Genomic DNA, 20,590 nt, shown 5'->3' with positions numbered 1-20,590 from the left:
AGGGCGTTTCGGTCCTCATTCGATAATGGCGGCATGGCCCATCACCTTCCACCTTCTGATCTGCCCGTGCCAAGCGCTGTGCGCACTTGGCGCGAAGCCTTGCAACTGTATTTGCAACCGGCCTGTCTTCGCATGCTGGCATTGGGTTTTGCTGCAGGACTGCCCTTGCTGCTGGTGCTGGGCACACTCAGTTTCAGGCTGCGTGAGGCCGGCATTGACCGCAGCACCATTGGTTACCTGAGCTGGGTGGGGTTGGCGTATGGCGTCAAATGGATGTGGGCTCCTTTGGTCGACCGCCTGCCGATTCCAGGCTTGACGAGGCATTTGGGCCGCAGGCGCAGCTGGCTGCTGTTGTCGCAAACCGTCATTGCTGGAGGTTTGGTGGGCATGGCACTGAACGATCCATCGCAACTGCTCGGCCCCTTGGTGGCTTGTGCTTTGGCCGTGGCCATCGCTTCCGCCACGCAAGACATTGCCTTGGACGCTTACCGCATCGAGTCGGCCGAGGCCCATGCCCAAGCGGCTTTGGCGGCCAGTTACCAAACGGGTTATCGCCTGGCCATGATTTGGGCTGGGGCGGGTGTTTTGTGGGTGGCGGCCTGGGCCCAAGGCGAGCAAGCCACGGGCTATGTGCAGTCGGCCTGGCAAGCGGCTTATTTGGTCATGGCCCTGAGCATGCTGCCGGGCATGTGGGTGGTGCTGGCCTCACCCGAGCCGGTGCCCGCACCCTTTGCGCCTGCGCGCAACTTGGCCGAGTGGCTCAAAGGGGCAGTGGTCGAACCCTTTGCTGATTTTTGGCGCCGTTACCGCTGGCAGGCGGTGCTGCTGTTGGCCTTGATTGCCGTTTACCGCATCAGCGACGTGGTCATGGGCATCATGGCCAACCCGTTTTATGTGGACATGGGTTTCACCAAAACCGAAGTGGCCAGTGTGACCAAGGTGTATGGCGTCATCATGACCTTGGTCGGTGCCTTTGTCGGTGGCGTTTTGTCGGCGCGCTGGGGGGTCATGCGCGTGCTCATGTTGGGCGCGGCTTTGAGCGCGGCCAGCAACATGCTGTTTGTCTGGCTCAGTGGTGTGGGGCATGACGTGCAGGCCCTGGTTTGGGTCATCTCGGCCGACAACCTGGCCAGTGGCATCGCCTCGGCGGCCTTCATCGCTTATTTGTCGTCACTCACCAACATCAGCTATTCGGCCACGCAATACGCCTTGCTCAGCTCCATGATGCTTTTGTTGCCCAAGTTCATTGCCGGGTTTTCGGGCGACTTTGTCGACGCCCACGGCTACGCCAGTTTCTTCACGGCCACGGCTTGGTTGGGCTTGCCGGTGCTGTTGTTGGTGGCCTTGGCCTCGCGGGTGCACGCCAAGGAAACTTAAGGCCTGCTGGGCAGCTTCAGTGGTGGTGACCCACCACTTCACCCGCTTTCAACTGGTAAAGCGTGCCGCAATAAGGGCACTTGCCCTGGCCGGTTTTGGCCACATCCAGATAGACCTTGGGGTGGCTGTTCCAGAGTTTCATATCGGCTTTGGGGCTGGGGCAAAACACACCGCCTTGGGGGTTCAGGTCGGTGGCCAGCAGTTCAACAGTGGGGTTGCTCATGGGGGTGTTCCTTAAACCAAGGTCAGCCAATGGGCGTACTTGGGGTTGCGGCCGTTGACGATGTCAAAGAAGGCGCTTTGGATTTTTTCGGTGATGGGGCCGCGGCTGCCCACGTAGTCGTCTTTGCCCAGGGCAATGCGGTCGAGTTCGCGAATCGGCGTGACTTCGGCGGCGGTGCCGGTGAAGAAGGCTTCGTCGGCGATGTACACCTCGTCGCGGGTGATGCGTTTTTGCACGATCTCCAGGCCCAAATCCTTGGCGATGTGGAACACCGTGTTGCGGGTGATGCCGTTCAAGGCACCGGCCGACAAATCGGGTGTGTAGATCACGCCATTTTTGACCACAAAGATGTTCTCGCCCGCGCCTTCGGACACAAAGCCGGAGGTGTCCAGCAGCAGGGCTTCGTCGTAACCCTCGTCGGTCACTTCCATGTTGGCCAAAATGCTGTTGGTGTAGTTGCTCACCGCCTTGGCTTGCGTCATGGTGATGTTGACATGGTGGCGGGTGTAGCTGCTGGTTTTCACGCGGATGCCGCGCTTCATGCCTTCTTCGCCCAAGTAGGCGCCCCAAGTCCAGGCGGCCACCATGAGGTGGATGGTGTTGCCCTTGGGGCTGACGCCCAGTTTTTTGTCGCCAATCCAGGTCAGGGGGCGGATGTAGCCGCTTTCCAAGTTGTTCTCGCGCACCACGGCACGTTGGGCTTCGTTGACCTGCGCTGGGGTGAAGGGGATGTTCATGCGCAAAATCTTGGCGCTGTTGAACAGGCGCTCGGTGTGCTCGGCCAAACGGAAGATGGCGGTGCCTTGCTCGGTTTTGTAAGCGCGCACGCCTTCGAAAGCGCCGCAACCGTAGTGCAGGGTGTGGCTCAGCACATGGATCTTGGCGTCGCGCCAATCGACCATCTGGCCGTCCATCCAGATTTTGCCGTCACGGTCTGACATGGAGGGGATGACAACGCTCATGAAAGTTTCCTTTGAATTAGCCGGGATAAACGGGATTGCCCGTGATTTTAAGGGTTTGGCTCTTGGGGGCGTACCAGTGTCCACGCGGTCAGTTTGCCGCCGACAAAGGTGCAGGTGACCACCGATTGGCTGGTATCGGTCCAGGTGTAAATCTCGGGCTGAGCGTCTTTGTCTGTCAACAGCGTGCCCAAAGAGCGGGTCAAGGCGATGACGTGCATCAAAGAGACATTTTTTCGCAGCTTGGCATGGAGCATGACGGCGCTGGCCACATGGCCGATGGGCCGGTCAGCGGCTTTCTTCAAGATCGTGACCATGCGTGTGAAGTGCAGCAAGATCCACATCACCACGCCGCCTGCCGCCAAGGCAATGCCCGCCCACTGAAAAGCCTGCCAAGCACCGACCGTGAAACCCACAATGACCAATGGGGCCAGTATTTTGTTGAAATTCATGGGGGCCCATTGTGCCTTGAGTGGCTTGACCTGCCGCGCGATATTTTCTCTTAAGCCGAGCTTCATGCGGGGGGGCCAAACTTTCCATTTCTGTCATGAATGGAGTGGGTATGTCACGTTTCAATTGGATTTCCCCGTTTTTGCTGACCAGTGTATTTCTGGTGGCCTGTGGTGGCGGTGGGGGAGAACTTTCAGAGGATGGCTCCCCTGTCACTTGGTCAACCAACCCGGCGGGAGCCGCCACATTCAGTGGTGTCTCGGCGACCTACCAAGGTGCCATCACCGGGCTGGGGTCCATTGTGGTGAATGGCGTGAGGTTTGAAACCACGGATGCGATGGTCTATGACGGCGATGACTTCAGCACCGGCTACGACAACAATACCGCGGCGTACAACAGTCCATTGGCCTTGGGCATGACAGTCGCCCTTTTGGGTGATGTGGATGACGCACAAAGCTTGGGCCGTGCCGCCCGCATTCGTGTGGTGGGCGGTGTGCGCGGCACGATGAGCGCCGTGGACACATCTGCACTCACCTTGACCTTGCCGACACAAACCATCCAGCTGACTTCAGCCACAACCTACGGCGGCACAACCGATGGCACTTCGACAGGCACCCCCATCACCAACTTGACGCAACTCGCTGGACTGAGCAATGCCCCGTTGCTCACGGTTTACGGATTGACGCAATCAGACGGTCGTTTTTTGGCGACGCGTGTCGTGGTCACCAGCGCTTCGGCGCATGCCATGGATGTGGCGGTACGGGGAACCATCACGGCGATATCGGGCAACAGCTACACCGTCAAGACTGATGCCAGCAGCAGCGTTATGGTCAACTGCAATGGCTGCACTATTCAACCGTCAGTCACCACTCCAAGGGTGGGTGATGCGGTGAGAGCCTTGGCTGCCGATATCAGCCAATGGAACGGCACGGCACTGACCGCTGCACGGCTTCAGCTGGTCAATGCGTCCTATTTGACCCGTTTCGAAGGCGCGCCCAGCGCTGCCAGCTATGCCAAGATCAAAGGCGCAGCGGTCTTGGATGGCTCCCGCTGGCGGGTGGGCGGCGTCGAAGTCAGCGGCGTCTCATTGACTCAGGGTGCCTTGTATGAAATCAAGGGAACATGGTCTGGCGCTGTGTTGGCAGCGACACGTGTTGAAGTCGAAGGCCAACGCAGTTTCACTGGCAATGACGGCTCAAACACCGCCTACAGCAACGAGTTTTACGGCGCAGTCAGCAATTTGAGCGGCAGCAGCTTCACGGTGCAAGGTGTGAACGTGGATGCTCGTTCAGCATATTTTCCTTACGGATCTTCAGCGCATCTCACCAACGGTGCGTTCGTGGAAGTCAAGGGCAGCTATGCCGATGGCATTCTGATGGCCACCAAGGTTGAAATCAAGGTGGCTTCGGGAACCAATCTCAGTGCGGGCCGCGTTTTTGAAATGTATGGCCAGGTCAGTGACTGGTCAGGGGTGTCCAGCACTTTCAAATTGACACGACTTGGCGTGGTTTACAACGCACTGTCTTCGGTCAATACCAGGTTTGAGCATGGCGTCCCTGTCAACGGCAGTTTTGTCGAAGCCAAAGGTTATATGGACGCCAACAATGTCTTTCAGGTCATCAAGCTGGAAGTCAAGAATGGCTACAGCGATCACGACGATTGAGTGTTAACTCAGCTCGCGCACCACAGCCATCGCCTCCTCAATCCTTTCCACGGCATGCACGCGCATGCCAGGGATGGGCGTCTTGGGCGCGTTGGCTTTGGGAATGACGGCCAGTGTGTATCCCAGTTTTGCAGCCTCTTTCAGCCGATCCTGACCGCGGGGGGCGGGTCGCACTTCGCCGGCCAGGCCCACTTCGCCAAAGGCAATGAAGCCTTTGGGCAGTGGCTTGCCGCGCAGGCTGCTGGTGATGGCCAGCATCACCGCCAGGTCGGCGGCGGGCTCGCTGATGCGCACGCCGCCCACCGCATTCACAAACACGTCTTGGTCCATGCAAGCCACACCCGCGTGGCGGTGCAACACCGCCAGCAGCATCGCCAGGCGGTCCCGGTCCAGGCCCACACTCAAGCGGCGAGGCGAGGGACCGCCGCTGTCGACCAGCGCTTGAATTTCAACCAACAAAGGCCGTGTGCCTTCGAGCGTGACCATCACGCAACTGCCGGGCACGGGCTCGGCGTGTTGGCTCAAAAAGATGGCGCTGGGGTTGCTCACCCCTTTCAGGCCTTTTTCGGTCATGGCAAACACGCCAATTTCATTCACAGCGCCAAAGCGGTTCTTGATGGCGCGGATCAGGCGGAAATTGGAATGGGTGTCGCCTTCAAAGTACAGCACCGTGTCCACCATGTGCTCGAGCACGCGCGGGCCAGCCAGTGCGCCCTCTTTGGTCACGTGGCCCACCAGCACGATGGTGGTGCCGGTCGATTTGGCGGTGCGCGTGAGGTGCGCCGCGCATTCGCGCACCTGCGCCACCGAGCCAGGGGCGCTGGTCAGTTGGTCCGAATACACCGTCTGGATCGAGTCGATGATGGCAATGCCGGGTTGGCGTGCTTGCAGGGTGTGCAAAATCTTCTCGAGCTGGATCTCGGGCAGCACCGGCACTTGAGAGTCCGGCAGGCCCAAGCGGCGCGAGCGCATGGCCACTTGGGCGCCGCTTTCTTCGCCCGTCACATAAAGGGTGTTCATGCCGCTGCGTTGCAAGGCATCCACCGCTTGGAGCAGCAAAGTGGATTTGCCGATGCCCGGGTCGCCGCCAATCAGCACCACCCCGCCTTCGACCATGCCCCCGCCCAGCACGCGGTCGAGTTCGTCGATGCCGGTGGGGTGGCGCTCGAAGTCGGCCGCTTCGATTTGGGCCAGCGGCAACACCTCCGAAGTGGGCGCCAGAGAGGCGTGCACCGAGCCAAAGCGGTTTTTGCCAGCCGCGGGCTCTGTCGAGCCTTCGATCAGGGTGTTCCAGGCATTGCAGCTGGGGCATTTGCCCATCCAGCGGGCGCTGGTGCCGCCGCATTCGGTGCAGGTGAATATCGATTTGTCTTTGGCCATGGGGTGCAAGTGTGCCTGAGCGAAAGGCTCAGTCGCTGTGCCATGCCTGCAGAAATTCGCGGGTGATGTCGGCGGCGGGCAAATCGCGGCAGCCGCTGGCGTTTTGGCCCGACCACAGCGGCGTGAAATCGCTGCTGCCCGCAGCTTCGGCGGCCGCGCGCAGTGGCGCGATGGCCGCTGTGGCCAAGGGGAAAGCGGGTGCTGCCGCGTTGAGAGGGCCGAGTTCGCGCATCAAGCGGTTGACGATGCCGCGTGCCGGGCGGCCAGAAAACAAGGTGGTCAAGGCGGTGTGCTGCGCGGCGGGAGACTGCAGAGCGCTGCGGTGCACAGCACTGGTGGTGGCTTCGCGGCTGCACAAATAGGCCGTGCCGATCTGCACGCCCGCGGCCCCCAGTGCCTTGGCCGCGGCGATCCCACTTGCGCCGCCGATCCCGCCGGCCGCCATCACGGGCAACTGGACCGCCTGCACGATCTGGGGCAGCAGTGCGAAGGTGCCCAGCTGTGTGCTGAGTTCGTCCGTGAGGAACATGCCGCGGTGCCCTCCAGCTTCCAGGCCCTGGGCAATGATGGCGTCCGCCCCGTTGGCCTGCAGCCACAAGGCTTCGGTGACGGTGGTGGCGGAAGACAGGATCAGGCTGCCCCAGCTTTTGACGCGGGCGACCAGCTCGGGCGATGGCAGCCCAAAGTGAAAACTCACCACCGCCGGACGAAATGGCGCCAGCACATCGGCCGTTTCGGCGCTGAAAGGCATGCGCCCCGGTCCTTTCGGAATGGTTTCAGGGTCGAGTCCCAGTTCTCGGAAATAGGGGGCCAGGGCCCGCTGCCAAGCCTGCTCGCGCGCCGCATCGGGTGCGGGTTGGGCGTGGCAAAAAAAGTTGACGTTGTAAGGATGGGCGGTGGCTTGCTGCAGCGCCTGGAGTTCGCTGTGCAGGTCCGCGAGACTGAGCATGGCCGCCGGCAGTGAGCCCAGGCCCCCGGCTTCGCAGACCGAAGCGGCGAGTCGGTGGTTTTGCGCACCCGCCATCGGGGCTTGCACGATGGGGGGCAAGAGGTCCAGCAATCGGTGATGAGGTTTCATGTGCGTGCGTCAGGGGCGGGAATTTTGGATCAGTTTGACCAGATCGGCCAACATTTTTTCCTTCGCCGAAGGGTCGGAGCCGGTCCATGAGAAGGTGGTGTTGTCGGTGCCGTAGGTCAGCATTTTGCGGTCGATGGGGCCCTGGAAAATACCGTGTGCGGCATGGTCGTAAAACCAAACCTCGATGTCCGCGCCTTGGGCCTTGAGCCGCTGCATCCAGTCGATGGGTTTCTCGGTCATGTCTGCCGGGTTTTGTCGCCCGTTGCAGTGTTGTGCATTGCCAGCTGGAAGCTCTGGGCTGGGGACACGGTTGACGCGGCAACTGTCCTGGCGTTGCCACATCCAGTCTTCCGGGTGTTTGCCGCCGTAGTTGTCGATCTTGCCAAAGACAAGCCGCACCGGCACGGCCACGCTGTCGGGCAGGCCGATGCCCATGCCCGGCAAGCCTTCTGGGATGACAGCTCGGACATGCTCGGGGTTGACCACGCTGGCCAGGTTGGCCACCACCGCTGCCCCGTTGGACACGCCTTGCAGAAAGATGGCGCGCGTGTCGACTTTGTCTGACTGCGTGAGGGCCCACTCGTAAGCGCCTTTGGCGGCTTTGTAGATCATGCGCTGGCGCGATTCGTTGGTCGCTTGGGACCCCCAAAAGGGGTAGCCTTGGTAAAAGCCGTTGAGTTGGTAGGCGTCAAACACCAGCGTGGCCACGTCGTGCTTGCGCAGCGCTGCGGCCAGGTTGTTTTCCAGCATGCCCAGGCCGCCGCCGCCGTGCGCAATGATGACCAAAGGGGGTTTGCTGGGCAGCGGACTGCCATTCCAGCGCGTGGGGACCGAGAGTTTGGACGCTTTGTGACAAGGGTCGAACTCGGCCAGAGGCCCCCTGACCGTGTGAAAACGTGGACGGATTTGGACCAATTCGGCGACGTTTTCTGGGGCGGGTTTGCAATCCGGCGCGGACTGGGCCGCACAGCCGAGTCCCACAAGACCCCAACAGGCGGCCAGCCACCCCTTCTTGAAATGACGCACAAGGACCATGAGACCTCCGGAATTTCAGGCATCTTATTTGAAAAGGCGGATCGGCCAGAGGGGTGTGAGGGCCTGGCTCGGTAGAAACCCGCATGGAGGAAAGCTTGGATTCATTTAACATGTTAAATAAATGAGCCACACCACCCCTTTTGTCCACCGCAACTTGCCGCGCTTGCTGCTGCAGGCGCGCGAAGCCGTCATGGCCCACACGCGCCCGAGCCTGCGCCAGCATGGCCTGTCGGACCAACAGTGGCGTGTGCTGCGGGTGCTCGGCGAGCATGCCCAGGACCTGGCGGGCACAGAAACCGGCCGCGTCGCCCGCGAGGCCTACCTGCTCGGGCCCAGCCTGACCGGTGTGCTCACCCGCATGGAGCGCGATGGCCTGATCGAGCGCGCACGCTGCCCGCAAGACGCCCGCCGAACCGTGGTGCGCGCCACCGCGCTGGGCCTGCGCAAAGTGCAGGCTTTGTCGCAAACGATCGAGGCGCACTACAGCTGGATGGAGCAGCAACTGGGCAAGGCCAAGCTGGGGCAGCTGTACGCACTGCTCGACGAGGTGATCGCTCTCGAAACCCCTGACACCGAAACGCCAGAAGAGCTGGCCGAGGAAGAAGAACGATGAACCCTTGGACCCCCCAAGGCACGGTGTATGGCACCTTGCTCAACTTTCGCCGCGAGTGGGACCTGTGGTCCCCGCGCATGACGCAAGACCCGCACAAAGCCGCGCCCAAAGCGCCCGTGCTCTACGTCAAGACGGCCAACACCTTCAGCCCCGCTGGGCAAGACCTGGTGCTGCAGGATGGCGTGACCGAAGTCGACATCGGCGCGACACTCGGCCTGGTGATCGGGAGCCACGGCCAGGTGTCGGGTGCTGCGCTGCTGAACGACTGGTCTGTGCCGCATGCAAGTTATTACCGCCCGCCGGTCAAGTTCCGCTGCCGCGACGGTTTTCTGGCGTTGCCTGCGCAGGTGACCACGGGCCAGGTGTCTGACTGGGCCGCGCTGCAGATCGCCGTGCGCCGCAATGGCGACTTGGTGCAAACCCTGGACCTGCGCGCGTTGGTGCGCGGCTTGCCGGCCTTGCTCGCCGATGTGGGCGAATTCATGACTTTGCAGCCCGGGGATGTGCTGATGGTGGGCACCGACTGCCTGACGGATGGCACGCGCCCCCGCGCCCAAGCGGGCGATCGGGTGGAGATTTCCGCCCCCGGCTTGGTCTCGGTGGTCACAGCACTTGGAGGTGCCGCATGAAGCACGCACGCATTGCCTGGTCCGGCGCCATCCAGCAAGCCGTGGCGTTCGACGGCCAGTTGCGCATCACCCAAGGCCCGCACCAGGGCCGCTGCGTGGCCTATGACGAGGTCGTTTGGCTGCCACCGCTCGCGCCCGTGCCGCAGGCACGCACCGTGATCGCGCTCGGCCTGAACTACGCCGACCACGCCAAGGAGCTGGCCTTCAAGGCCCCAGAAGAGCCGCTGGCCTTCATGAAGGGCGAGGCTTCGCTGATCGGGCACAAGGCGTTCACAAAGCGCCCGGCAGACGTGAACTACATGCACTACGAGTGCGAGCTGGCCGTGGTGGTGGGCCGCACCGCCCGCCGCGTGAAAAAAGCCGACGCCTACGACTTCATCGCGGGTTACACCGTGGCCAACGACTACGCCATCCGCGACTACCTGGAGAACTGGTACCGCCCCAACTTGCGCGTGAAAAACCGCGACACCTGCACGCCCATCGGCCCCTGGTTGGTGGACGCGTCCGACGTGCCCAACCCCATGGCCCTCAAGCTGCAAACCACCGTCAACGGGCAGCTCACGCAAAGCGGCAGCACTGCCGACATGATTTTCGACGTGCCCACGCTGATCGAGTACTTCAGCAGCTTCATGACGCTCAACCCCGGCGACCTGATCCTGACCGGCACGCCCGACGGCATCGTCAACGTGAACCCGGGCGATGTGGTGGTGACCGAGATTGAAAGCATTGGGGCGCTGCAAAACACCATCGTTGCCATTTGATGCTGTGGGAGGCCGCCCCTGCGGCCGAATGCAAAGCCCACCGCCATTCCCAACCATTCGGCCGCAGGGGCGGCCTCCTAAAGAGGTCCGAAACCCCATGAAAATTGACCACCTGATCAACGGACAGAAAGTCGCAGGCAGCGACTACTTCGAGACGATCAACCCCGCCACGCAAGAAGTGCTGGCCGAAGTGGCTTCGGGCGGTGAGGCCCAAGTCAACGCTGCCGTTGCCGCCGCCAAAGCCGCTTTCCCGAAATGGGCGGCCACACCCGCCACCGAGCGCGCCCGCGTCATGCGCAAGCTGGGCGAGCTGATCACCCAACACGTGCCTGAAATCTCGCAGACCGAGACGAAAGACTGCGGCCAAACCATCAGCCAGACCGGCAAGCAGCTGGTGCCGCGTGCGGCCGACAACTTCTACTACTTTGCCGAGATGTGCACCCGCGTGGACGGCCACACCTACCCCACGCCCACGCACCTGAACTACACCCTGTTCCATCCGGTGGGGGTGTGCGCGCTCATCAGCCCCTGGAACGTGCCCTTCATGACCGCCACCTGGAAGGTCGCGCCGTGTCTTGCTTTTGGCAACACCGCGGTGCTCAAGATGAGTGAACTCTCGCCCATGACCGCGGCCCGTTTGGGCGAGCTGGCGCTCGAAGCGGGGGTGCCCGCGGGCGTGCTGAATCTGGTGCACGGTTATGGCAAGGAAGCGGGCGAGCCGCTGGTCTCGCACCGCGATGTGCGGGCCATCAGCTTCACCGGCTCGACTGTCACGGGCAACCGCATCGTGCAAAGCGCGGGCCTGAAAAAATTCAGCATGGAACTCGGCGGCAAAAGCCCCTTCGTGATCTTTGAAGACGCCGATTTGGACCGCGCCCTCGATGCCGCCATCTTCATGATCTTCTCCAACAACGGCGAGCGTTGCACGGCAGGCAGCCGCATCCTGGTGCAGCAAAGCATCTACGCCGACTTTGCCGCCAAGTTCGCCGAGCGGGCCAAGCGCATCACCGTGGGCGACCCGCTCGACGAGAAAACCATCGTCGGCCCGATGATCTCCAAGGCCCATCTGGCCAAGGTGCGCAGCTACATCGAACTCGGCCCCAAAGAGGGCGCGACCCTGCTGTGCGGCGGCTTGGACCAGCCCGCTTACGCGGCAGATCTGCCCGCGCATGTGAAGCACGGCAACTTCGTCTGGCCCACGGTGTTTGCCGATGTCGACAACCGCATGCGCATCGCGCAAGAAGAAATTTTCGGCCCCGTGGCCTGCCTGATCCCTTTCAAGGACGAGCAGGATGCGATTGCCAAAGCCAACGACATCGACTATGGCCTGTCCAGCTACGTCTGGACCGAGAACCTGGGCCGCGCGCACCGCGTGGCCGCGGCGGTGGAGGCCGGCATGTGCTTCGTCAACAGCCAGAACGTGCGCGACCTGCGCCAGCCCTTTGGCGGCACCAAGGCCAGCGGCACCGGCCGCGAAGGCGGCACCTGGAGCTACGAGGTGTTCTGCGAGCCCAAAAACGTGGCGGTCTCGATGGGATCGCACCACATTCCGCATTGGGGAGTCTGACCATGGGCCAACTTGCACTCGCCGCCAAAATCACCCACGTGCCCAGCATGTACCTGAGCGAAATCCCGGGGCCACGTTTTGGCACGCGCCAAAGCGCCATCGACGGCCACAAAGAAATCAGCCGCCGCTGCCGCGCCTTGGGGGTGGACACGCTGGTGGTGTTCGACACGCACTGGCTCGTCAACGCCAACTACCACATCAATTGCGCGCCGCATTTCAAAGGGGAGTACACCAGCAACGAGCTGCCGCACTTCATCCACCACATGGCTTTCGAGTCACCGGGCAACCCTGAGCTGGGGCACCTGCTGGCCAAAGTGGCCAATGCGCACGGTGTCGAAACACTGGCGCACGACAACACCACGCTCGGCCCCGAGTACGGCACGCTGGTGCCGCTGCGTTACATGAACGAAGACCAGCACTTCAAGGTGGTGTCGGTGTCGGCGCTGTGCATGGTGCATTACCTGAACGACAGCGCCCGCCTGGGCTGGGCCATGCGCGAGGCGGTGGAGCAGCATTACGAGGGCAAGGTGGCCTTTTTGGCCAGCGGATCGCTCTCGCACCGCTTTGCCCAAAACGGCCTGGCACCGGAGTTTGCGCACAAGGTCTGGAGCCCGTTTTTAGAGCAGCTGGACAAGCAGGTGCTGCAGATGTGGGGCAACCGCGAATGGAAAGCCTTTTGCGAGATGCTGCCCGAGTACGCCAGCAAAGGCCACGGCGAAGGCTTCATGCACGACACCGCCATGCTGATGGGCGCTTTGGGCTGGACCGGCTATGACGGCGCGGTGGACATGGTGACGCCCTACTTTGGCGCCAGCGGCACGGGCCAGCTCAACGCGATTTTTGAAGTCACACCGCAGGACGGCGCCAAAGTGCCCGCTGCCGTGGCCAGCCGTGCCGAGGGCTACACGGCCATCGGCACCCGCCTTTGAGGAGTGCGCACATGCCCCATCTCGTGATCCTCTACACCGGCCAGCTGGACGCCGAAGTCCACATGAGCACCCTGTGCCGCCAGATGGCCGACGCCATGCTCACCGTGCGCGACGAACAAGGCCAGCAGGTTTTTCCGACGGGCGGCACGCGCGTGCTGGCTTACCCCGCGCCGCATTACGCGGTGGCCGATGGCGGCGCGGCAGGGCGTGAGGCCGGCGGCTCAGGCGATTACGCTTTTGTGTACCTGAACCTGCGCATGGGCCGTGGCCGCAGCGAGGCCACCCAGCAAGCCGCTGGGCAGACCCTGCTCGACGTGGCCAAAGCCTTTTTCGCGCCGGTGATGGCGCAGCGCCACATCGGCATCACGCTGCAGATCGACGTCGGCCCCGAGGTGTTCGACGCCAAGCACAGCAACCTCCATCCGCTTTTCAACAAGGTTTGAGATGACACAGCCTCTGACTTTTGTCGGCGCGAGCCCCTGCTTGCGAACGGTGGTTGACGCCCATGACATTCATTCGCGCGCAGGGGCGCGCTCCCACAGGAAATCCGCAATATGTTTGACGACGCCTTGATCCAAGAGCTCGCGCGCGAGCTCCACCAGTCCGAGAAAACCCGCACCCAGATCGAGCACTTTTCCAAGCGCTTTGCGGGCATGACCATCGAAGACGGCTACCGCATCAACCGCGCCTGGATGCAGATCAAGTTCGCTGAGGGGCGCACCCTGATCGGCCACAAGATCGGGTTGACGAGCCGGGCCATGCAGGTCTCGAGCCAGATCGACGAGCCCGATTACGGCACGCTGCTGGACGACATGCGCTACGACTGCACGCCCGGCCAGGTGCTGGACATCCCCTTCACGGATTTCATCGCCCCCCGTGTGGAAGTGGAGCTGGCGTTCATCCTCAAAAAAGAACTGCGCGGCCCCCACGTGACGGTGCAGCAGGTTCTGGAGGCCACCGACTACGTCACGCCCGCCATCGAAATCATCGACTCGCGCATCGAGCAGTTCGACCGCCACAACAAGGTGATGCGCAAGGTGTACGACACCATCAGCGACAACGCGGCGAATGCAGGCATTGTGCTGGGGGCCAAGCGGGTGGACCCATTGACCACCGACCTGCCCTGGTGCGGCGCGGTGCTGCGCCAAAACGGCGTGGTCGAGGAGACAGGTCTCGCGGCTGGCGTGCAAGGGCACCCGGCGGTGGGCATTGCCTGGCTGGCCAACAAGCTCGCGCCCTGGGGCGAACACCTGCAGGCGGGCGAAATTGTGCTGGCCGGTTCGTTCACCAAACCTGCCCTGGCCAAAGTGGGGGATGTGTTTGAGGCGGACTACGGGCCATTGGGCAAACTGGAGTTTCGGTTTGTTTGAGCCTTTGGAAGCGTCTGCAGTGGCTGTGTCTTTCGACAGCGGGAGGCTGCTGGGGCCGGGCTGGCGGCCCGGGCTCAGAGGCGCTTCGCTTGGCCACATCGCCCGAGCCGCCACCCCGACCCCAACAACCTGCAAACCTTTTTCCCTTTCAAAACGAGGCAACGTCCCATGAACACGCCCACAAACCTTTTCAAGCAAGCCTTGCAAAACCAACAGCCGCAAATCGGCCTGTGGATGGGCCTGGCCAGTGCCTACACCGCCGAAATCTGTGCCTTGGCCGGCTTTGACTGGCTGGTGATTGACGGTGAGCACGCGCCCAACGACTTGCGCAGCATCCAGGCGCAACTGCAAACCTTGGCGGCTTACCCGGCCAGCCACCCGGTGTGCAGGGTTCCTTTGGGCGAGACAGCGCTCATCAAGCAGTATCTGGACCTGGGCGCGCAAAACATCCTGGTGCCCATGGTGGACACGGCAGAACAAGCTGCGCAGCTGGTGCAAGCCATGCGTTACCCCCAAGACGATGGGCAAGGCGGTGTGCGCGGCATGGCGGGTGCGCGGGCATCGCGCTGGGGCCACTACCCCGACTATTTCAAGCGTGCCAATCAAGAGGTCTGCCTGTTGGTGCAGGTGGAATCACGCCAGGCGCTGGAGAATTTGGACGCCATTGCCGCCACCCCCGGCGTGGACGGCGTGTTCATCGGCCCGGCCGACCTCTCTGCATCGATGGGCCATGTGGGCAACGCGGCACACCCTGAGGTGCAAGCGGCCATCTCTGACGCCATCGCCCGCATCCGGAAAGCCGGCAAGGCCCCCGGCATCCTCACGCCCGACCGACAACTGGCTGCGCAGTACCTGCAGCTGGGTGCCTTGTTCGTGGCGGTGGGCCTGGACACCCAAATTTTGATGCGCCACACCACCGATTTGGCGGCGCACTTCAAAAAAGAGATCACCACCGCCGTGCCTGCCAAGGGCAGCACCTATTGACCGACCGAACGAATGGGGGTCAGACCCTGTTCATTTTTGGTCAGCCGAGCCCATCAACAGGGGGCTGTGACCCCCACTCAAGGAGAGCCTGATGTTTCCATCCCCCCAACCTGTGGTGCCTTCGCTGCAAGCGCGGGTCCATCCTGACGAATGGCAAGCCCGGCTGGAACTGGCCGCGTGCTACCGCGTGTTTGCCATGCTCGGCTGGACAGAGATGATTTACAACCACATCACGCTGCGCTTGCCCGACAGCGCGACCGGGGGCGAGAAGCACTTCTTGATCAACCCTTTTGGCCTGCACTACAGCGAGGTCACGGCCTCCAATTTGGTCAAGATCAACATGCAAGGCGAGGTGCTGGACGGCTCGCCGTACAAGGTCAACCCGGCGGGTTTTGTGGTGCATGCCACTTTGCACGGTGGCCTTGAAGGGGCGCACTGCGTCATGCACACGCACACGACCGCCGGTGTGGCGGTGGCTTGTCTGAAGGACGGCCTGTCGCAGAGCAATTTCTACTCCGCCCAGCTGCATGGCATGGTGGCTTACCATGACTTTGAGGGCATCACCATCCATGCAGGAGAAGGCCCGCGTGTGCTGCAAAGCATTGGCAGCAAGCCGGCGGTGATTTTGCGCAACCATGGCCTGCTCGCATGGGGCGCCAGCCTGTCGCAGACCTTTGCGATTTTGTGGACTTTGCAGCGGGCTTGTGAAATCCAGTTGGCCACTCAGAGCATGGGTGCACCGATCCCGGTGCCCGAAGACATTGCCGCGAAGTGCACGCGCGATGCCTTGCAGTTCAACCCCCACCACGGGGCTGGGCAAGACGTGTTTGAGGCGCTGGTGCGCCAGATGGACAAGCAGGGTCCAGGGTGGCGCGCATGAGCGAAACAAAGAACGATGTGAAATTCAACAAGATCGCCATCGTCGGTGCAGGCGCCATTGGCGGCTGGATGGGGGTGCACTTGGCCCGCGCTGGGGCGGACCTCAGCGTATTGGCCAGGGGCGACACCCTGGCCGCGCTGCAGCAGAGCGGTCTGCAACTTCATCAGGCTGGCGAGTGGCACACCCAGCCCGTCAGGGCGTCCAACGATGCCCAGGCATTGGGCGTCCAAGATGTGGTGGTCATCTCCGTCAAGTCCCCTGCGCTGGCTTCGGTCGCACAGCAGGTGGGGCCCCTGATCGGGCCCCACACCGTCGTGCTGACCGCCATGAACGGTGTGCCATGGTGGTTTTTGCAGGGCTTTGGCGGCCCGGTGGCCGGGCGCTCATTGGACGCGGTGGACCCCCAGGGCACCATTGCGCGTGCACTGCCCGCTCGGCACATCATCGGCTGCGTGGTCCATGCCAGCTGCTCGGTGGATGCGCCTGGCGTGATCCGCCACCACTTTGGGGACGGCTTGATCGTGGGCGAGCCCACGGGCGAGGCCTCACCCCGCGTGCAGGCGCTGCATGCCCTGCTGCGCCGAGCGGGCTTCAACGCCACGCTGTCGCCGCAAATTCAAAAAGACATTTGGTACAAGCTCTGGGGCAACATGACCATCAACCCGATCAGCGCCTTCACAGGCGCCACCACGGACCGAATTTTGGACGACCCCTTGGTTCGCCAATTCATCTCGGGGGTCATGCTCGAAGCCAAAGCCATCGGTGCACAGATCGGCATCCCCATCGATCAGCAGCCCGAAGACCGCCATGCCTTGACGCGCAAATTGGGCGCATTTCGCACCTCCATGCTGCAAGACGTGGAAGCGGGCAAACCTGTCGAGCTCGATGCCCTGGTCTCTGCCGTGCGTGAGTTGGGGCAACTGACGGCCATTCCCACGCCCTTGACCGACGTTTTGTTGGGTCTGAGCCGGTTGCATGCGCAGGGCCGAGGCCTCTACGGCGACGTCGTGTGAAATGCCCATGGCCCAACAGCGCGGTGGCCTGAACAGCGCGCGTCAGGGCGGGCGCGACAGATGCGCAGTCACCTGCATGTCATCTTCGGGGTGAGTGGGTGGTTAAATAGAAGCCATGTCCTCACACACCCAAGTTCCGGGCGCCTATTCCCGCTTGACCCTGACCGGTTTTCTCACACTCTTGCTGATCGCCCTCATGATGGGGGCCAACCATGTGGCGGCCCGAACCGCTTTCAACCAGGGTGTGGATGTGGTGACCGCGGTCACTTTTCGCAGCAGCGTGACGGCCTTGGTCTTGGCCTTGATCCTGTGGCAGCAAAAAGTGAGCCTCAAGTTGTCGCAGCGCCAGCCTCGAACTTTGCTGCTGATCGGCGTCTTGATCGCTGTGCAAAGTGTCTGCCTCTACTCTGCCGTGGCACGACTGCCCGTGGCACTGGCCCTGTTGGCGTTCAACACCTACCCACTGCTGACCGCGTTTTGGGCGCGTGTGCTCTACGGTCACCGCCCAGAGCCTGCGGTTTTGCTGGCCATGCCATTGCTTTTGTTCGGCCTGGCCTTGGCGCTGGATGTGTTGGGCGCCGCTTCAGGTCTGGGCGCAGCGCAGCACTGGGCCCAAATCGGGGTGGGCATCGCCTTTGCCTTGGCAGCTTCAGCCACATTCGGTTTGGCCATGGTCATCACCCAACATGAGGCGGCTGATGTGGATGGCCGTTTGCGCACCTTCACGACCATGGCGACGGTGGCGGTGTTGGCCGCCGCCGTCGCGGCCACGCAAAGTGGTTTCCATCTGCCCAATGCCACAGCGGGTTGGTGGGGTCTGGGGGCGTTGACGTTTTTATACGGTACCGCCTTCACGATCATGTTCACGGTGTTGCCCAAGTTGGGGGTGGTGGGCAACTCGGCCATCATGAATGTGGAGCCCGTTTTTGCCTTGGTCTTGGCCTGGGCGGTGTTGGGGCAAACCATTGCGCCCATGCAGCTGGTGGGGGCCTTGGTGGTGGTGGCCACCGTCATGTGGCTGGGTTTGCGCAAGCGCTGACGGTTGCAGGCTTTTGCCCACCCATCGGCGCGCGGCGTTCAGCCCTTCTTCAGCGCGAGGGCTTGGTCGTACAAGGCATTTTTGGATTCACCCGTGATGTCGGCCGCCAGCTTGACGGCCGTTTTCAGGGGCAGCTCTGGCAGCAGCACTTGCAGCACGCGCAGGCCTTCGCCCTCGGTCGTGGCGACAGGTGCATCGTGCAGCACCAGCACAAACTCGCCGCGCTGGCGATCGGGTTTTTCGGCCAGCCAGGCTGGCAAGGCGTGCGCTGCGATGGTTTCAATTTGCTCAAATTGCTTGGTCAGCTCACGCCCCACCGTGATGCGGCGCTCACCCAACACCGACAGGGCTTGCGCCAAAGCTTCGATGCGGTGCGGCGCCTCCAGCAGCACCACGGCGCGGCTTTCTTGCGCCAAGGACTGCACCGCTTGCTGACGTTCGCCCGATTTGCTGGGTAAAAAACCGGTGAAGACAAACCCCTTGTCTCCCGTCATGCCACTGGCGCTGAGGGCCGTGGTCACGCTGCTGGCGCCTGGCAGGGGCAGCACACGGCAACCCGCTTGCCGCACGGCGGCCACCAAGCGGGCGCCCGGGTCGCTGATGGCTGGCGTGCCCGCATCGCTCACATAGGCCACACGTTCGCCCTGGGCCAGTCGGGCGATCACGGATTGGGCCGCCTCGGCTTCGTTGTGTTGGTGAACCGCCAACAATTGGGTGCCGGGGCGCTCGAGGCCGTAGGCCCTGAGCAGTTGTTGGGTGTGCCGGGTGTCTTCGCAAGCGATGGCATCGACTTGGCCCAGCACATGCAAAGCCCGCAGACTGATGTCGGCCAGGTTGCCAATCGGGGTGGCCACGACATACAGTGTGCTGGCCGGGTTGTTTTGCGATCCGGCAGCGTCGCGCGCAGCCTCCAAGGCTTTGGCGAACGAGGCTGACAAGGGAGACGGAGTCAATGCAATTCCTCAAAAAGAACACGCCAGCCCCAACCACCAAAGCCCGGGGGGATGCGGGCGAAGACGAGGCGCTGGCCTATTTGCAAGCGCGCGGTTTGCGCTTGCTACAGCGCAATTATCGGACGCCCGGCCGAGGGGGCGGCGAAATCGACCTGATCATGCAGGCTGCAGACGGCACCGTGGTGTTTGTCGAGGTGCGCAAGCGCAGTCGATCTGACCATGGCGGGGCTGCGGCCAGCATTGGGTGGGTGAAGCAGCGGCGCATCGTTTTTGCAGCGCACCACTATCTGCAGCGCTGGCGTCGTCTGCCGCCTGCCCGCTTCGATGTCGTGACCATCGAGTCGAGCGGACCCCAATGGCTGCAGGCGGCTTTTGATGCGGCCTGAAATACCAGGGAAAAAACGGCATTTTAGGGTGGCAGGGCAGTGAGCGGGGTTATCATCGCCTGCGCATGCTAGACCTCCGTATCCAACAACACTTCATTGACAGTGCCGACTTGCACTACCAGGTGGCCGAATCTTTGGCCAAGCCTGTGGATTCGGCTGTTCAGGCGGTGATGGCCTGCGTCACCGGTGGCGGCAAAGTCTTGGTCGGTGGCATGGGCCCTTCGGCTGCCTTGGCGCATTACTTGGCGAACTTGCTGGTGGGTGGTTTTGAGCGGGAGCGCCCGGGCTTGGCGGCTTTGGCCTTGTCTGCGGATGCCGTGACGGCCACCCGCTGGACCGATGGCCAAGGTTTGGCCCGGCAGGTGCAAGCGCTGGGGCAAATGGGCGATGTGTTGGTCCTCATCAGCTCCGACGGCGCAGAGCCCGCTTTGGTCGAGGCCGTGCAAGCGGCCCATGACCGCGAAATCAGCGTCTTGGCCTTGACCGGGCACCATGGTGGCGGCTTGGCCCGACAGCTGCGTGAAACCGATGTGCATGTGTGTGTGCCGCATGAGCGAGCCGCACGAATTCGTGAAGTGCAGTACCTGGTGCTGCATTGTCTTTGTGATGGAATTGACACCCAATTGTTGGGTGAACAGGAGCCTCTTTAAATGAAACGCAATTTTCAATCTTCGGTTTTGAGCGCTGTGGTTTTGGCTGCGGCCTTGTCCAGCTTGTCCGCTTGCGCGCCTTTGTTGGTGGGCGGTGCCGTCATGACCGGTATCGTGGCCACCGACCGTCGCACGGCCGGGACCCAATTGGAAGACGAGGCCATTGAACTCAAGGTCGCCAGTGCCGTTCGCCAAGACCTGGGCGATCGCATCCACCTGAATGTGACCAGCTTCAACCGCAAGGTCCTGCTCAGTGGCGAGGTGCGCACGCAGGCCGATAAAGAGCGCGCTGAAAAATTGGCGCAAAGCCAAGAAAACGTGTTGTCCGTGGTGAACGATTTGGCCGTGGCCTTGCCCAGCAGCGTGACCCAGCGGTCTAAAGACCTCGTGATCACGGGTCAGGCCAAGGCCGCATTCATCGATGCCAAAGACCTGCAGGTCAATGCCATCAAGGTGGTGACCGAGCGCGGCGTTGTGTATTTGATGGGCCGCGTGACGGCCCGTGAAGCCAAGCGTGCCAGCGACATCGTCCGCGGCATTGGCGGCGTGAGCAAAGTGGTCCGCGTGTTCGACGAGATCTCCGAGGAAGAGCTCAAGCGATTGAGTCAGCCGACCCCCAAGAAGTGATGCGGCCACGCGCACCCAAAAAAG

23 protein-coding genes are annotated in these 20,590 nt (G+C 62.3%); 16 read left to right on the top strand and 7 right to left on the bottom strand.

All coding sequences use genetic code 11. From position 1 onward, the window contains the following. The first annotated feature begins 33 nt into the window (after positions 1-33). Positions 34-1,377 carry an MFS transporter gene (locus tag B9Z31_RS13920; protein WP_100120164.1) on the top strand — a complete coding sequence of 448 codons (1,344 nt, stop codon included), beginning with the start codon at positions 34-36 and terminating at the stop codon, positions 1,375-1,377. A 16-nt stretch (positions 1,378-1,393) separates the two neighbouring features. Here the strand turns inward: B9Z31_RS13920 and B9Z31_RS13915 are convergent, their stop codons facing one another. The 3 genes from B9Z31_RS13915 to B9Z31_RS13905 are packed head-to-tail and all read right to left on the bottom strand — an operon-like array spanning position 1,394 to position 3,011. Continuing rightward, positions 1,394-1,600 carry a zinc-finger domain-containing protein gene (locus B9Z31_RS13915; RefSeq protein WP_100120163.1) on the bottom strand — a complete coding sequence of 69 codons (207 nt, stop codon included), beginning with the start codon at positions 1,598-1,600 and terminating at the stop codon, positions 1,394-1,396. 11 nt (positions 1,601-1,611) lie between these two features. Beyond that, positions 1,612-2,562, bottom strand: a complete 951-nt coding sequence (locus tag B9Z31_RS13910) for a branched-chain amino acid transaminase (protein WP_100120162.1) — start codon at positions 2,560-2,562, stop codon at positions 1,612-1,614. A gap of 47 nt (positions 2,563-2,609) precedes the next feature. Next, positions 2,610-3,011: a glycerate kinase gene (locus B9Z31_RS13905; RefSeq protein ID WP_100120220.1), complete on the bottom strand. Its 402-nt coding sequence runs from the start codon at positions 3,009-3,011 to the stop codon at positions 2,610-2,612. A gap of 110 nt (positions 3,012-3,121) precedes the next feature. Between B9Z31_RS13905 and B9Z31_RS13900 the strand changes: the two genes are divergently transcribed. Next, complete coding sequence (locus B9Z31_RS13900; RefSeq protein WP_100120161.1) at positions 3,122-4,672, top strand: DUF5666 domain-containing protein; 1,551 nt, start codon at positions 3,122-3,124, stop codon at positions 4,670-4,672. Between the two features lie 3 nt (positions 4,673-4,675). Here B9Z31_RS13900 and radA read toward each other — a convergent pair whose 3' ends face one another. Genes radA through B9Z31_RS13885 form a run of 3 tightly spaced genes read right to left on the bottom strand, consistent with a single transcriptional unit; the run spans position 4,676 to position 8,165 of the window. Continuing rightward, positions 4,676-6,052, bottom strand: a complete 1,377-nt coding sequence (radA, locus tag B9Z31_RS13895) for a DNA repair protein RadA (protein ID WP_100120160.1) — start codon at positions 6,050-6,052, stop codon at positions 4,676-4,678. 28 nt (positions 6,053-6,080) lie between these two features. Then, positions 6,081-7,130, bottom strand: a complete 1,050-nt coding sequence (locus tag B9Z31_RS13890) for a nitronate monooxygenase family protein (RefSeq protein ID WP_100120159.1) — start codon at positions 7,128-7,130, stop codon at positions 6,081-6,083. Between the two features lie 9 nt (positions 7,131-7,139). Then, positions 7,140-8,165: a hypothetical protein gene (locus B9Z31_RS13885; RefSeq protein WP_100120158.1), complete on the bottom strand. Its 1,026-nt coding sequence runs from the start codon at positions 8,163-8,165 to the stop codon at positions 7,140-7,142. A gap of 121 nt (positions 8,166-8,286) precedes the next feature. Here B9Z31_RS13885 and hpaR point away from each other — a divergent pair, with 121 nt between their 5' ends. From hpaR to B9Z31_RS13830, 11 genes are all read left to right on the top strand, one after another. After that, a complete protein-coding gene (gene hpaR / locus B9Z31_RS13880; protein WP_100120157.1) occupies positions 8,287-8,778 on the top strand; it encodes a homoprotocatechuate degradation operon regulator HpaR in 492 nt (163 codons plus the stop codon). Continuing rightward, a complete protein-coding gene (locus tag B9Z31_RS13875; protein ID WP_100120156.1) occupies positions 8,775-9,407 on the top strand; it encodes a fumarylacetoacetate hydrolase family protein in 633 nt (210 codons plus the stop codon). Before hpaR ends, B9Z31_RS13875 begins: the two co-directional genes overlap by 4 nt. Further along, positions 9,404-10,168 carry a fumarylacetoacetate hydrolase family protein gene (locus B9Z31_RS13870; RefSeq protein ID WP_100120155.1) on the top strand — a complete coding sequence of 255 codons (765 nt, stop codon included), beginning with the start codon at positions 9,404-9,406 and terminating at the stop codon, positions 10,166-10,168. Before B9Z31_RS13875 ends, B9Z31_RS13870 begins: the two co-directional genes overlap by 4 nt. Before the next feature lie 97 nt (positions 10,169-10,265). Further along, positions 10,266-11,735, top strand: coding sequence for a 5-carboxymethyl-2-hydroxymuconate semialdehyde dehydrogenase (gene hpaE, locus B9Z31_RS13865; RefSeq protein WP_100120154.1), 1,470 nt, complete (start codon positions 10,266-10,268; stop codon positions 11,733-11,735). A gap of 2 nt (positions 11,736-11,737) precedes the next feature. After that, positions 11,738-12,664: a 3,4-dihydroxyphenylacetate 2,3-dioxygenase gene (gene hpaD, locus B9Z31_RS13860; protein ID WP_100120153.1), complete on the top strand. Its 927-nt coding sequence runs from the start codon at positions 11,738-11,740 to the stop codon at positions 12,662-12,664. A gap of 11 nt (positions 12,665-12,675) precedes the next feature. Beyond that, the gene (locus B9Z31_RS13855; RefSeq protein WP_100120152.1) at positions 12,676-13,107 is read left to right on the top strand and encodes a 5-carboxymethyl-2-hydroxymuconate Delta-isomerase; all 432 of its coding nucleotides are present in this window, start codon (positions 12,676-12,678) and stop codon (positions 13,105-13,107) included. A 111-nt stretch (positions 13,108-13,218) separates the two neighbouring features. Then, positions 13,219-14,034 carry a 2-oxo-hept-4-ene-1,7-dioate hydratase gene (gene hpaH / locus B9Z31_RS13850; protein WP_100120151.1) on the top strand — a complete coding sequence of 272 codons (816 nt, stop codon included), beginning with the start codon at positions 13,219-13,221 and terminating at the stop codon, positions 14,032-14,034. 168 nt (positions 14,035-14,202) lie between these two features. Then, positions 14,203-15,018, top strand: a complete 816-nt coding sequence (locus tag B9Z31_RS13845) for an aldolase/citrate lyase family protein (RefSeq protein ID WP_100120150.1) — start codon at positions 14,203-14,205, stop codon at positions 15,016-15,018. Between the two features lie 91 nt (positions 15,019-15,109). Beyond that, complete coding sequence (locus B9Z31_RS13840) at positions 15,110-15,898, top strand: class II aldolase/adducin family protein (RefSeq protein ID WP_100120149.1); 789 nt, start codon at positions 15,110-15,112, stop codon at positions 15,896-15,898. Then, positions 15,895-16,911: a 2-dehydropantoate 2-reductase gene (locus B9Z31_RS13835; RefSeq protein WP_100120148.1), complete on the top strand. Its 1,017-nt coding sequence runs from the start codon at positions 15,895-15,897 to the stop codon at positions 16,909-16,911. The genes B9Z31_RS13840 and B9Z31_RS13835 overlap by 4 nt, the downstream gene beginning before the upstream one ends. 115 nt (positions 16,912-17,026) lie before the next feature. Next, entirely contained in the window at positions 17,027-17,950 is a 924-nt protein-coding gene (locus B9Z31_RS13830) for a DMT family transporter (protein WP_100120147.1), read from the top strand. Between the two features lie 38 nt (positions 17,951-17,988). Here the strand turns inward: B9Z31_RS13830 and rsmI are convergent, their stop codons facing one another. After that, positions 17,989-18,888, bottom strand: a complete 900-nt coding sequence (gene rsmI / locus B9Z31_RS13825) for a 16S rRNA (cytidine(1402)-2'-O)-methyltransferase (protein ID WP_100120146.1) — start codon at positions 18,886-18,888, stop codon at positions 17,989-17,991. Between the two features lie 14 nt (positions 18,889-18,902). Between rsmI and B9Z31_RS13820 the strand changes: the two genes are divergently transcribed. From B9Z31_RS13820 to B9Z31_RS13810, 3 genes are all read left to right on the top strand, one after another. Beyond that, positions 18,903-19,289, top strand: a complete 387-nt coding sequence (locus B9Z31_RS13820) for a YraN family protein (protein WP_100120145.1) — start codon at positions 18,903-18,905, stop codon at positions 19,287-19,289. A gap of 65 nt (positions 19,290-19,354) precedes the next feature. Continuing rightward, on the top strand, positions 19,355-19,939 hold the full coding sequence (locus B9Z31_RS13815) for an SIS domain-containing protein (RefSeq protein WP_100120144.1): 585 nt from the start codon (positions 19,355-19,357) through the stop codon (positions 19,937-19,939). After that, entirely contained in the window at positions 19,940-20,566 is a 627-nt protein-coding gene (locus B9Z31_RS13810; RefSeq protein ID WP_100120143.1) for a BON domain-containing protein, read from the top strand. Positions 20,567-20,590: the final 24 nt, after the last annotated feature.

Origin of the sequence: Limnohabitans sp. G3-2 (genome assembly GCF_002778275.1) — a bacterium.
Taxonomy (GTDB): domain Bacteria; phylum Pseudomonadota; class Gammaproteobacteria; order Burkholderiales; family Burkholderiaceae_C; genus Limnohabitans_A.
Note: the sequence above shows the minus strand (reverse complement) of the source record. Positions and strands in the feature narration are given on the sequence as shown.

What these genes read in the sequence shown, in the direction of transcription:
- hpaD (WP_100120153.1), top strand. Translation starts at nt 11,738, where the DNA reads ATGGGCCAACTTGCACTCGCCGCCAAAATCACCCACGTGCCCAGCATG.
- hpaE (WP_100120154.1), top strand. Translation starts at nt 10,266, where the DNA reads ATGAAAATTGACCACCTGATCAACGGACAGAAAGTCGCAGGCAGCGAC.
- B9Z31_RS13815 (WP_100120144.1), top strand. Translation starts at nt 19,355, where the DNA reads ATGCTAGACCTCCGTATCCAACAACACTTCATTGACAGTGCCGACTTG.
- B9Z31_RS13910 (WP_100120162.1), bottom strand. Translation starts at nt 2,562, where the DNA reads ATGAGCGTTGTCATCCCCTCCATGTCAGACCGTGACGGCAAAATCTGG.
- hpaH (WP_100120151.1), top strand. Translation starts at nt 13,219, where the DNA reads ATGTTTGACGACGCCTTGATCCAAGAGCTCGCGCGCGAGCTCCACCAG.
- hpaR (WP_100120157.1), top strand. Translation starts at nt 8,287, where the DNA reads ATGAGCCACACCACCCCTTTTGTCCACCGCAACTTGCCGCGCTTGCTG.
- B9Z31_RS13885 (WP_100120158.1), bottom strand. Translation starts at nt 8,165, where the DNA reads ATGGTCCTTGTGCGTCATTTCAAGAAGGGGTGGCTGGCCGCCTGTTGG.
- B9Z31_RS13890 (WP_100120159.1), bottom strand. Translation starts at nt 7,130, where the DNA reads ATGAAACCTCATCACCGATTGCTGGACCTCTTGCCCCCCATCGTGCAA.
- B9Z31_RS13920 (WP_100120164.1), top strand. Translation starts at nt 34, where the DNA reads ATGGCCCATCACCTTCCACCTTCTGATCTGCCCGTGCCAAGCGCTGTG.
- B9Z31_RS13820 (WP_100120145.1), top strand. Translation starts at nt 18,903, where the DNA reads ATGCAATTCCTCAAAAAGAACACGCCAGCCCCAACCACCAAAGCCCGG.
- B9Z31_RS13835 (WP_100120148.1), top strand. Translation starts at nt 15,895, where the DNA reads ATGAGCGAAACAAAGAACGATGTGAAATTCAACAAGATCGCCATCGTC.
- B9Z31_RS13900 (WP_100120161.1), top strand. Translation starts at nt 3,122, where the DNA reads ATGTCACGTTTCAATTGGATTTCCCCGTTTTTGCTGACCAGTGTATTT.
- B9Z31_RS13855 (WP_100120152.1), top strand. Translation starts at nt 12,676, where the DNA reads ATGCCCCATCTCGTGATCCTCTACACCGGCCAGCTGGACGCCGAAGTC.
- B9Z31_RS13830 (WP_100120147.1), top strand. Translation starts at nt 17,027, where the DNA reads ATGTCCTCACACACCCAAGTTCCGGGCGCCTATTCCCGCTTGACCCTG.
- B9Z31_RS13870 (WP_100120155.1), top strand. Translation starts at nt 9,404, where the DNA reads ATGAAGCACGCACGCATTGCCTGGTCCGGCGCCATCCAGCAAGCCGTG.
- radA (WP_100120160.1), bottom strand. Translation starts at nt 6,052, where the DNA reads ATGGCCAAAGACAAATCGATATTCACCTGCACCGAATGCGGCGGCACC.
- B9Z31_RS13915 (WP_100120163.1), bottom strand. Translation starts at nt 1,600, where the DNA reads ATGAGCAACCCCACTGTTGAACTGCTGGCCACCGACCTGAACCCCCAA.
- B9Z31_RS13840 (WP_100120149.1), top strand. Translation starts at nt 15,110, where the DNA reads ATGTTTCCATCCCCCCAACCTGTGGTGCCTTCGCTGCAAGCGCGGGTC.
- B9Z31_RS13845 (WP_100120150.1), top strand. Translation starts at nt 14,203, where the DNA reads ATGAACACGCCCACAAACCTTTTCAAGCAAGCCTTGCAAAACCAACAG.
- B9Z31_RS13810 (WP_100120143.1), top strand. Translation starts at nt 19,940, where the DNA reads ATGAAACGCAATTTTCAATCTTCGGTTTTGAGCGCTGTGGTTTTGGCT.
- B9Z31_RS13905 (WP_100120220.1), bottom strand. Translation starts at nt 3,011, where the DNA reads ATGAATTTCAACAAAATACTGGCCCCATTGGTCATTGTGGGTTTCACG.
- B9Z31_RS13875 (WP_100120156.1), top strand. Translation starts at nt 8,775, where the DNA reads ATGAACCCTTGGACCCCCCAAGGCACGGTGTATGGCACCTTGCTCAAC.